Genomic DNA, 10,669 nt, shown 5'->3' on the forward strand with positions numbered 1-10,669 from the left:
ATTTTATCATCAAGATATAGGAATCGGAGACGGCGTTTTGGTCTGAGATTTAATTTAATCGCTGGCATTTACAACTATGAACTTGCTTTAGGCTATCATCAAGTAGCTGAATAGGACTTTTGCAGGAGGTCTAATGTCCACGATTAAAATAGTCAATGCCTTGATTCATAATATATTTGTTTACATAGTTGGGTATCTCGAAAAATTGATAGCCCAAGGACTGTTATAGTATAATAAGTAAGAACAGCAAGTCAAGCGAACAAATGCTCTTGCCAGAATCACCCAGGGTAAGAGCATCTCAATTAGGCTTGACAAAAGGCTTTCAGCACAGCCATCATATAGTTATTATCCATGGCCGCCCGTTGACTTTTTTGTGCCAGACTACGTCGGTAAGTGGATTCCTGGTTAAGAGCGTTAAGTGCTACTCGTCTCAAGAATGCAAAATTACGAGGGCTGTGACCAGAGCGAATCCGACATTTATCTTAATTAAAAGTAACATCTAAAATCCAATGAGCCTGATTTTCAATGCCCCAATGTTTACGAATAGCATTACCTATTTTTTGAGCATCAGCGGGGAGAGAACTGAGATAAAATTGGACTTCACAAGTGGTTTTATGACCAGGATGACGAACTCGTTTAACCATGATAATACTTTGAAGTCCTTGCCATTGAGCCTGTTGATAAAGACCGCCGAAAGCTTCTAAGGGTACAGCCCAACACCAACGTTTTTCGAGGCGATGATGACCTTTTTCCAGATGGTAATCATAACTAAATTGAATACCATCAAATTGATGTGCTTGAGCTTGCTCAAACCAGTTTTTGACCTGAGTATAAAGAGTCGGATGATTAGCTTTAAGGGCGACAACGTAGTCAGCTTTTTTGGCTTGAATATGATTAAGTAGGTGGGTGGAATTAAATATAAAATGAACGTAGGTTGGGTTGAAGCATGAAACCCAACGCCCGATTATGTTACGCTACCGCTAACCCATCCTACAAATAATTGTGCCTACCTACTTAACTGCTAAATTAGATGAGCTTACCCTGTTTAATACGGATACCATAAGAACTAGGATGATTGTCTATTTCTTGGTATTTTTGAGTATACGAAAGTTGAAGGGTAACATATAAGTTTAGAAGCAATAAAGCCGATAACAATCAGTTACCATTATTTTTATCTTCGTTTCAATCCCAAAACACTTAAAAAGAAACTGGAAAAAACCACCTGTACTCCCAACGCTAGAGCGGTTACGGAAGGAATGACAATCCGCATGGTCACGGCTGGATCTAAGGCTCCATAAAGTCGAGCATTCCAAATGTATAAAGCATACAGTGAACCGCCCATACCTAGTAAAAATAAAATTACGCCAATGCTCAATCCCACCTCCAGATTAATATAACGCAAAAATCGTCTTAATTTTCGGTCTTCCGGTAATAAACCCTCGCTGATAGCAAAAGCTTTTGTGAAGATGGCAAAACTGACGATTTGAAAGCCAATAATCAAAGCTGTGGCTGAATAGAGAAGGGTGTGAACTCTGGGTTGAGGAATAAACCAAATCGTCGCCACAAACCCCAGAAACATTAAAGCCAGTCCGGGATAGAGAAACAACCAGCGAGGACTATACATTAAGAGGAATCGGAGATGTCGCCAGCCATCGCGCCAAGTTTTTAGGTGGGGGGGACGACTACGACCGTCAGGGGATAAAGTGATTGGTACTTCGGTAATTTTCAGGCCGTAGAGGGATGCTTTCACCACCATCTCGCTGGCGAATTCCATGCCAGTGGTGCGTAGGTTCAATTGTTCGATCGCCTGTTTACTAAACCCGCGCAATCCACAGTGAAAATCACCACAGGGGCTGCCAAAAAATAACCGTCCTAACCAAGTCAAGACAGGATTGCCCAGATACTTATGCAATACTGGCATCGCCCCTGGTTTAATTCCCCCCTGAAAACGATTGCCCATCACCAAATCGTAACCCTGTCGCAATTTTTCTAGGAAAGGCGAGAGATTGGTAAAGTCATAGCTATCATCGGCATCCCCCATAATAATGTATTGACCTTTGGCGGCGGCGATACCTCCCCGCAGGGCGCTACCATAACCCCTTTCCGGGATGGGAACCACCCGCGCCCCTGAATTAGTGGCAATTTCTTGGGAACCATCGCTGCTGCCATTATCGGCGATTAGCACCTCTCCCGCAATTTTGTGTCGTTCCAGATAATCTCGCGCTTTGCCGATACAGGTGGCCAGGGTTTCCGCCTCGTTGAGACAGGGCATGATGATCGATAATTCTAGAGTAGGTATCTGCTCCTTAGAGGCGGCATCTGCCATGACCTGATTTTCCAGCATAATAATCGCGGTGGAGTCGTTTTGCTCAAGAGTATAACAGGATTATTGACATTTGTGACAACAAATTTTTGATTGCTCAATAGTGCTGCCTTAATTGATTGGCTTGTCTTTGTCCCCAATAACCTATAATGATTGGGCTGTTCATTATCCAGATTTCCGAAGCTATCTAAGCTAGACACAGCCTTCAGCATCCCAACAACGGGGTTTAGATTACGAACAGCTTAGGGCAAAAATTTGACAACCCAGAGAAAATGATACTGAAAAATTAAAAACTGAAGTTTATCTTGGTTTCACAGCCATAAACCTTAGCTATATCAAGCTTAAAATCGAAATGACCTTAAAAGTTTAGTTGTAACATATAAGTTTAGAATTGACAGTGCCGATAGCAATGGATTACTGGGGAATAAATAACGTGAAGGTGCAGGGAAAAATGCCAGATCAATTGCAATATACAAAAATAAGCGGAGTAAAATTATAGATAAGGCAAAAGAAATAATCAATGTGTATTGATTGAGAAGTTGGGAGTGAACAGGTTTAACCAAGTAATAGACCAATAATATTACAAAAGATATCATTCCAAGAATATTGATGATCTGAATTAAAGGAGTGATCCGGTTTAAATAGAAGATAAGGTCTTTATTTAAATCTGGTTGGTTAACTAGATAAGTTCGACGATGTGCCACTCGATTAAATATTGATCTCATTTCAGGGGTTACTCGAGGATCATCCGTATTTTGTAATAATTTCTTACTACTGACTCGTGGCAAAAATAAATATCCACTCATTTCAGTTAATGAATGAGGAAATTTGTTTAGCCAAAATCCTATATCTATATCATCAAAAGAGAAAGTTTTCTGGTTAATTCTTTTATCGTTAAATGCCTCTTGCAGTTCAGAATTAATTTGAGTAAAAACTTGATACATACTCCTATCTTCTGTTAAATTGCTTCTTCTAATTGCTTCTATTGTTGACCAGTACACCCAATCAATTGCTACTTCTATATTAGTAGTATCTTTTCCACCGAGTCTAGTAATTCTCCTAGCTAATTCTTCTTCGATTAGAGGTTTGACTTGATTCAATGTTGGACTCACTTGATAAGCCATTTTTAATTGTTGGCGATTTATATTGACAAACTCAAAATCATCTATATTTTGACCATCATCTATACTCTGAATCTGGGAAAAAGTTTCTTTGAAAGCCGATGAGTTACTAATGGATAACGCTGGTAATTCTAGAAAAAAAGCATTTAATAAAGTAAAAACTGTAGTAATTAATAAACTTATAGCAATGGGAATAATACAAATCGGCAAAGCTTCTCGAATAGCTCTTGCTATATTCATTCTATTCCTTAATACAAGAATAACAAAAACAACTAGGTAACTCAGCAAGAACACTATCTGCTCTGGACGGGTAATGAATATTATTCCTAAACACAAGCCGCCAAGAACAGAAAATATTAGTTTCTGCGCTAAATTTTCTGACATAACAGTTATGACGGTTAAAGCCAAAAGGATATGATATAAGCTAATGGCTATTGTTTCAGTTAAAATAGTATTGAACCACAGAAAAGTTGTTATATGAAAAGTCAAAATTGCAAAAATAACTAAGCAAATATATCGAGGAATTTTTAGTAACCTAAAACTAAAAACTAATAATATATTAGAGATAGTGTAAAAAATCTCATGACTAATTCTTAGAGAAAAATTCAGAAAATTAGAAACCATTATAAATATCGGATATCCTGGCATATAATCAATTATTGCCTTAGCTTTATTAGTAGGAAACCAAATATTCTGATCTGCCATTAACGTATAGAGCAAGGAATCTCTTGGATGACCAACAATTTCACTGTTTCTGATTAAAAAAAGCTTGATAATGATCATTGATAAAATCCCAAAAACAAAGAATAATTTGTTTATATCTTCGCAAAATATTCTCGTCAATAATTGTTTTTTTGCCATAATATTTACTGCACTTAACTAAATTAAATAAAGCGGAAATTGATCTACTAATAACAAGGAAAACTATCTGCTCTTAGGGTCTTTTTTATGCTTATTTAAACCACGAAAACTCCAGTGTTTATGCAAGAAAAAATTATAAAACATTAAACCTGCACTCACAATTACTACCGATGCCATGTACCATAGTTTAAATACTTCTACCAAAATAAACATCCAAGCCACGTTAATTAATAAGCCAGAAAACATCACATTATAGTACTTTATCAATTCCGGGAAAAAGGTTTTTGTACTTGTATTAAAAGTATAAAACTTATTGAGGCAAAAACCAAGAAAACTTGTATAAATTAGAGCAATAACTACCGAAGCAATGTAATGAAATTTGATTTTTTCAGTTAATAAATATATGGAAACAGTATAAATAATATTACAGGTTAAACCAAAAATAAAAAATCGTCGAAATTGTTGACTAGATAGTAAAGAACAAAATTTGTAAAAACTCTTTTGAAGTAGATTAATCATAATTTAGATTACTTTGGCAATAACTTGGGTTAGACGATAGTAACCACTATATCGAATAGAGATAAACTGTCCTCACATATTCAAATCCCTCATGATCATAGTCCCCTTTCTGGGATAGGAACCACCTGCGCCCCGGAATTAGTGGCAATTTCTTGGGAACCATCGCTACTGCCATTATCGGCGATTAGCACCTCTCCCGCAATTTTATGTTGTTCCAGATAATCTCGCACTTTGCCGATACAGGTGGCCAGGGTTTCCGCCTCGTTGAGACAGGGCATGACGATCGATAATTCTAGAGTAGGTATCTGCTCATTGGAGACGGCATCTGCCATGACCTGATTTTCCAGCATAACAATCGCGGTGGAGTCGTTTTGCCCAAGAGTATAACAGGTTATGTACAGCAGTGTCCCAAATTGTTAGCAGACAATCTGCTGATTCTTTTTCCTCTGAGCGGCAATCTATATCTGAAGTTGAATGGCGATCGCTCTGCCCGACTCTCTGACTTTCTTTATTTGGCAATTTGACCCAAATTTTCGAGCAACTGAAATTCTGATGCTATCCTCGCCATCCCACCTGATTATTTGCTAAAATTTATGGCCAAATCTACTTAACCCAAACTGACGTTAAATTTGCTCAAAAGCTATCTGCTTGGCACTGAATTTTTGATGCGTCCGGGACGCATCCCACAGCCAAATATCGCCAATTTCCCCCTAGGCTTTAGGTCTTAAATAAACTAGAGACTGTTGCCAAATTAAAGTGGGTTTATCGTAGTGATCGACCAGGTATAGACAGTTAACATCTTGCCAAAGGATGCGACCAACGAGGAGATCATCGGTGCTTAACTTAATTTCTACTTCCCGTTTCTCTTGAATATAGCTCTGTACTTGTTTAATACTCGGCAGACCAGGATCAAATTGAGACATAATGAGTTTATCGATGAGGTGTTCATCCTCTATTATTCCTGTTGAGCAGCTTTTATTGACCATGAAAATCCCCTTTACCAAATATCAAGGCCTGGGCAATGATTTTATTTTGATAGATAACCGTCACAGTCCCGAACCCCTGATCACACCAGAAATAGCTGTAGCTATGTGCGATCGACATTTTGGTATCGGTGCCGATGGCGTGATTTTTGCGCTTCCCGGCCAAGCAGCAACCGACTACACCATGAGAATTTTTAACTCTGATGGTTCGGAACCAGAAATGTGTGGTAACGGTATTCGCTGTCTAGCCCAATTTATCGCCCGTTTAGAGGCTAACAACACCATTGGCCGCACCTATCGCATTCATACTCTAGCAGGAACGATAATTCCCCGTTTAGAAGCCAATGAACAGGTAACGGTCGATATGGGGCCGCCGCAACTCCTCGGCAGTGAAATCCCCACCACTTTGGTCAATGGAGCAGAAAAAGTCCTCGCGGTTCCCCTAGAGGTGGAGGGTAAAGATTGGTTAGTTACTTGCGTTAGTATGGGTAATCCCCACTGTGTCATTTTTGTGGATGATCTGGCCTCTATTCCCCTAGAAACTATCGGGCCAAAATTTGAGCATCATCCAGTTTTTCCCCAACGGACTAATGTGGAGTTTGTGGAAGTAATCGCGCCGGATTATATGAAGATGCGTGTCTGGGAAAGAGGAGCGGGAATTACTCTCGCTTGCGGTACCGGTGCTTGTGCTGTGGTAGTGGCGGCCGTGTTAACGGCTAAATGCGATCGCAGTTGTACCGTGGAACTACCCGGTGGTTGTCTTCAGATTCACTGGTCGGAAACTGATAACCGGGTTTACATGACAGGTCCTGCTAAAGCTGTTTTTGAGGGCATTTATCTGGTCTAAACCAACCCGCTAGGACGGGGACTGAACTCCCCGAACAGCGCGACGGGATTGTTAATTCTTAGAGACTGGTAATCCAAGCAATGATTCCTTTACCGGTTAATACTTCAATGGCTAAAAGAGAGACAAAGCCAATCATAGCTAGTCTGCCATTCAATTTTTCAGCTTTTTTGGTAAAACCGAGACCGCTGGAACTATCAACGTACATTTTCGGTTCAACAGCAAAATTATTCAGTCTTCCTTGTTCTTCGGTGGTGTAGCCGCGGGCAGTCATGGGGAGGCTCCTTTTGTATGCTTATGTTAAGAAGTGTAACACATTGTTAAGTTATGTTGCAAATTTTAACAAAAAATTTCTGGAGACTCAGAAAAACTCGATCGGGTGGTCATACTAAATCCTGTTTAAAAGGTATAGGGGTGTGGGGTGTGGGGTGTGGGGAGAAGGGAGTACCAGAGCTGCGGAGTGGGGAGCAGGGAGAAACAATTCATAAGTAGGGAGGCACAATTATTTGTAGGATGGGTTAGCGGTAGCGTAACCCATGCGGGCGTTGGGTTTCATGCTTCAACCGTTCGGCGGTTCGGCTGAGCTCACCGTCGAAGCCTGAGCTCACGGCCGAAGCCCAACCTACGTTCATCTTATATTTAATTCCACCCACCTACTTAACTTGAGAGTTAATCACACTATTAAAAACGGATTTGGGGTCAGTCAACGGTAAGGTTCTAGGCTGTCAGAGTAGTGCTATAGTTCTATCTCCTCTGGGTTTATTGAGGAAATTTTGCCTTTTCCTTGACAAATTACCCAAGTTGTGGTAACAAAGAGGTGTGAGATCGATCACCCGCTCAAGGGAAAGACAAACCCTATCTTAAGGTCGCCAGAGGAGTCCCGTTAAACCGTACAGGAGTTAGCGGGGGATAAATTGCCGCCAAAAGCGAACCCGACTCTAGGGAGTCAACTGACCTTGAGCGAAGATGTGCCGAATGGGTTAAGTGTGGGGAGAATAGGGAAAAACCACTAGGAAAAACCTGAATAGAATCTTAATATATAGAGTGCCTAGTAGCCGTAACGATTGCGCTCACTGTTTTTGTAAATTCTATGGCAGAGATTAGCCCAGAGATCAACCTCATGCAGATAGCGACTATACTCAACCAATATCGATTTGAAATGAGAGGATATAAAGCGCAAGAATTAATCGAGCGCTGGTTGCCCATCTATTCGCTAAATTGGATTCGCATGGCGATTTTAGAGGCACTCTATCAGGGACGTTACAAAGTCATTTCGGTGGAGGAAATCCTCAAAATTTGGCACCGTCGCGGCCATCCTACCTTTCATTTTACGGGGGAATTCGAGCGCTTGGTTTGTAAAAACTTGCTAGATTCCCAGTTAAATGGCAAAAAAACGGTAGTTATCCCTAAACAGGAAAAGGTCAATATACTTTCTACCACCCTTGAGCAGCCTTATCCAGAGCCAGCAGCGGGAAAAACCGATAGTAATGGCACAGTAGCCACGACTAAAGACTCTTTACTAAACTTAGAAACTTCTCTTTTTGATGATCCTCGTAAAGGGATGAGTAATGTGGAGCAATTATTGTCACAGTTAACCACGGAAACGCCCAAATTCCCTGAATTAGAATCAGTGCCTAAATCGCCTAACGGTCCTGGAACTGGGGAGAATTTTCCAGCTAATTTTAAACCGGTAATCGATGAGTTTATCCCTTTGTTAGACCCTTCAGAATTATATCCCAAATTAAAAGCTGTGGCTCGATCGCAGTATAAGTAGGGTTGGCTGAAAAAGTTTTTCCTAGGGGCAGGGTGTGACCCCCCCCAACCCCCCCGACATCGGGGGGGCAGGTGGGGTGTGGGGTGTGGGGTGGTGGGGTACTGACACCAATTAATTCCCCGCCCTCAAGAAAAAAAATCGCCCTGACGATTAGAATAGAGTTAACTTTCCCCCTCCAGGCTCTGCTCAATTAACTAGATTATGACATCCTCCTATTTTGGTCTAGAAACCGAAGAAAATAAACTAATTAACTCTAATAATCTCTCGTTCGCCGCTTCTCTTGGTATTCATGGCCTGCTTTTGGCGATTATCTTACCTAATTTCCTCAATAATCCAGCGCAGGAGCCAAAAAAGGATTTACGCAACGTCAATCTGATTGAATTGAACCCTCTAGAGCAGTCACGTCTTCCCAGTCTCGACTCCTCCCTGTCCAGCTTACCGGAACTGCCTAACCCCAATTCGTCCTCTTCCTCTTTGCCTCCTCTCCCCCCCATCGATGGCATCCATAACAGCACCTTACCTCCTTTACCCTCGGTTTCTTCCCTTCCCCCTTTACCTTCCTTACCTGCTTTACCTCCCCTCTCCTCTTTACCCTCCGTCAATATCTATTCTCCTCCCGTGGCATCTATCCCCTCCCTGGGTAGATTAGCGATTCCTCGCAATTTTCCCACTTCTACCCCCAGTTTACCTAGTCCTCCTTCTGTTCCCACGCTGCCGGACAATAATAATCTGCCGAGGGAGACTAATAACAACCGGATACCGCCTTACTTTGATCCCTACCAAGATAATCTAACTTTAGATAGATTGCGAAAATCCCCTCTTAGTGCATCGCAACAGGCACAGGAACAATTAAACAATTCCTTGGCCCGCACACCGGAGCCGAATGGTCAATCGCCCATTGATGAACAGCGTCGTCAACAATTAATGTGGGAAATGCGGGAACGTTTGCGCTCCCTAGAGGCGGATAAAAGCAATACCAGTAACGATGAGGCCACGATAAATTATCTGGCTTGGCTGGCCAGCCTCGCAAAAACTAATCCTAACGCCGCAAATGAACTAAATCGGCCCAATCAGGGTAGCGGAGGCATAACTACCGTCAATTTGACCGGTAATTATCCCGCCGCGGCTTGTTCCCGTCAATTAGCGGGGACGGCGGTTTATGGGGTGACGGTGGATGGTCAAGGCCGTCTCAGCAGTGAACCCCAGTTAATTAAAAGTGCCGGCTTCCCGATTTTCAATCAACAGGGGGCTAGGGAAGTGCGCTCGACTCGTTTTAATAATCCCAGTGGTGAGTCGAGAAGCTATCGTGTGCAAGTCAGTTTTGCCCCTAACCCGGAAGTGTGCCGAGGTGCGATCGCTAATCCGCCAAAACCAGAGGGTAGTAACCTCAATACTCGTAACTCCCCCCCCGTAACGCCGGCAATTGAAACCCCGCTTCGTCCCAATCAACCGCCGCAACCCGCCGTTAGCCCCCAACCGGATAACGTCAAGCCGCCCGAAACCACAGGGCCAAATCCGGCCCCAACCCAGCAAGAACCGCCCAAAGAAGCGATAATCGAAGAAAAAGCCCCAGAAACTCCTCCCCAAACCCCCGCTCTCAATCAGCCGGAGGGTTCCCCCGCCGGTCCCCCCACTAGCCAAAATCCTCAACCCCTGAGCGAGGAAGCTTTGCCCCCCGGTCCGCCAGCGGAAGCTAAAACTGAACCAGAAAGTTAGGCCTTTTCAGTTATCAGTTATCAGTTATCAGTTATCAGTTATCAGATGTGAGTTATCAGATGTGAGTTTTAGGTTTACTGATTACTGAAAAAAACTCTCATCTCCCTAGTCAATAATTCGATCCCCCCTTAGTCCCCCCTTATCAAGCTATCCATTAGTCACATCTTTCTTAACATAAAATTTGACAAAAAGAGAAAAGTGTGCAAGATGGCTCAAGGGGGTTCTATGGGGGAACTAATTTGATGAGATAGTTTCCAAGTCTGGCTGATATCATGTAACCTTCGCAGTCCCAACCAAATAGTTTTAACACCTGGTTCACCGTCGCCTTTTCTACCTAAAAACCCCCCAAGAGAAGCAATCATTCTGACCGCTTCCGGCCAAGGAGGGCGGCTTTTCAGGTGGCGGACTCTTTTTCTGAATAGTGGCACACAAAGATTGCCATTCATGTTCTTCCAAAAAACTTTCACAACTCTCCTCTCCGTGTAAGCGTGCTTGATAGGTTAACCAGAGTAATCTCCAAGCTACAAT

General features: G+C 42.3%; 8 protein-coding genes and 4 pseudogenes. 4 read left to right on the forward strand and 8 right to left on the reverse strand.

Annotated features, from left to right (window positions below):
• A pseudogene (locus H6F92_RS11790) lies at positions 1 to 114 on the forward strand (IS5/IS1182 family transposase); the annotation flags it as partial.
• Between the two features lie 188 nt (positions 115 to 302).
• On the opposite strand, the pseudogene H6F92_RS11795 reads toward H6F92_RS11790, so the two are convergent.
• From H6F92_RS11795 to H6F92_RS11820, 6 genes and pseudogenes are all read right to left on the reverse strand, one after another.
• Positions 303 to 884 (reverse strand): annotated as a pseudogene (locus tag H6F92_RS11795) (ISAs1 family transposase); the annotation flags it as partial.
• A gap of 287 nt (positions 885 to 1,171) precedes the next feature.
• A complete protein-coding gene (locus tag H6F92_RS11800; RefSeq protein ID WP_190357980.1) occupies positions 1,172 to 2,344 on the reverse strand; it encodes a glycosyltransferase family 2 protein in 1,173 nt (390 codons plus the stop codon).
• Between the two features lie 320 nt (positions 2,345 to 2,664).
• Entirely contained in the window at positions 2,665 to 4,305 is a 1,641-nt protein-coding gene (locus tag H6F92_RS11805; RefSeq protein ID WP_190357981.1) for a hypothetical protein, read from the reverse strand.
• Positions 4,306 to 4,368: 63 nt separating this feature from the next.
• Positions 4,369 to 4,824: a GtrA family protein gene (locus H6F92_RS11810; RefSeq protein ID WP_190357982.1), complete on the reverse strand. Its 456-nt coding sequence runs from the start codon at positions 4,822 to 4,824 to the stop codon at positions 4,369 to 4,371.
• 101 nt (positions 4,825 to 4,925) lie between these two features.
• Positions 4,926 to 5,174, reverse strand: a pseudogene (locus H6F92_RS11815) (glycosyltransferase family 2 protein); the annotation flags it as partial.
• 360 nt (positions 5,175 to 5,534) lie between these two features.
• A complete protein-coding gene (locus H6F92_RS11820) occupies positions 5,535 to 5,747 on the reverse strand; it encodes an Hfq-related RNA-binding protein (protein ID WP_002756689.1) in 213 nt (70 codons plus the stop codon).
• Positions 5,748 to 5,808: 61 nt separating this feature from the next.
• On the opposite strand from H6F92_RS11820, the gene dapF reads away from it, so the two are divergent.
• Positions 5,809 to 6,654 (forward strand): diaminopimelate epimerase, encoded by an 846-nt coding sequence (dapF, locus tag H6F92_RS11825; protein WP_190357984.1) that lies wholly within the window; start codon positions 5,809 to 5,811, stop codon positions 6,652 to 6,654.
• A gap of 58 nt (positions 6,655 to 6,712) precedes the next feature.
• Here dapF and H6F92_RS11830 read toward each other — a convergent pair whose 3' ends face one another.
• Positions 6,713 to 6,925, reverse strand: coding sequence for a chlorophyll a/b-binding protein (locus tag H6F92_RS11830; protein WP_002801686.1), 213 nt, complete (start codon positions 6,923 to 6,925; stop codon positions 6,713 to 6,715).
• Between the two features lie 816 nt (positions 6,926 to 7,741).
• On the opposite strand from H6F92_RS11830, the gene H6F92_RS11835 reads away from it, so the two are divergent.
• Both H6F92_RS11835 and H6F92_RS11840 read left to right on the forward strand, forming a co-directional pair.
• Positions 7,742 to 8,425 (forward strand): hypothetical protein, encoded by a 684-nt coding sequence (locus tag H6F92_RS11835; protein WP_190357985.1) that lies wholly within the window; start codon positions 7,742 to 7,744, stop codon positions 8,423 to 8,425.
• Between the two features lie 201 nt (positions 8,426 to 8,626).
• Positions 8,627 to 10,141, forward strand: a complete 1,515-nt coding sequence (locus H6F92_RS11840) for an energy transducer TonB (protein ID WP_190357986.1) — start codon at positions 8,627 to 8,629, stop codon at positions 10,139 to 10,141.
• A 212-nt stretch (positions 10,142 to 10,353) separates the two neighbouring features.
• Here the strand turns inward: H6F92_RS11840 and H6F92_RS11845 are convergent.
• Positions 10,354 to 10,669, reverse strand: a pseudogene (locus H6F92_RS11845) (IS4 family transposase); the annotation flags it as partial.

The organism is Microcystis wesenbergii FACHB-1317 (genome assembly GCF_014696875.1).
Taxonomy (GTDB): domain Bacteria; phylum Cyanobacteriota; class Cyanobacteriia; order Cyanobacteriales; family Microcystaceae; genus Microcystis; species Microcystis wesenbergii_A.

Excerpts from the sequence above, each read along its gene's own strand:
- H6F92_RS11810 (WP_190357982.1), bottom strand. The coding sequence starts at position 4,824 with ATGATTAATCTACTTCAAAAGAGTTTTTACAAATTTTGTTCTTTACTA.
- H6F92_RS11840 (WP_190357986.1), top strand. The coding sequence starts at position 8,627 with ATGACATCCTCCTATTTTGGTCTAGAAACCGAAGAAAATAAACTAATT.
- dapF (WP_190357984.1), top strand. The coding sequence starts at position 5,809 with ATGAAAATCCCCTTTACCAAATATCAAGGCCTGGGCAATGATTTTATT.
- H6F92_RS11835 (WP_190357985.1), top strand. The coding sequence starts at position 7,742 with ATGGCAGAGATTAGCCCAGAGATCAACCTCATGCAGATAGCGACTATA.
- H6F92_RS11820 (WP_002756689.1), bottom strand. The coding sequence starts at position 5,747 with ATGTCTCAATTTGATCCTGGTCTGCCGAGTATTAAACAAGTACAGAGC.
- H6F92_RS11830 (WP_002801686.1), bottom strand. The coding sequence starts at position 6,925 with ATGACTGCCCGCGGCTACACCACCGAAGAACAAGGAAGACTGAATAAT.
- H6F92_RS11805 (WP_190357981.1), bottom strand. The coding sequence starts at position 4,305 with ATGGCAAAAAAACAATTATTGACGAGAATATTTTGCGAAGATATAAAC.
- H6F92_RS11800 (WP_190357980.1), bottom strand. The coding sequence starts at position 2,344 with ATGCTGGAAAATCAGGTCATGGCAGATGCCGCCTCTAAGGAGCAGATA.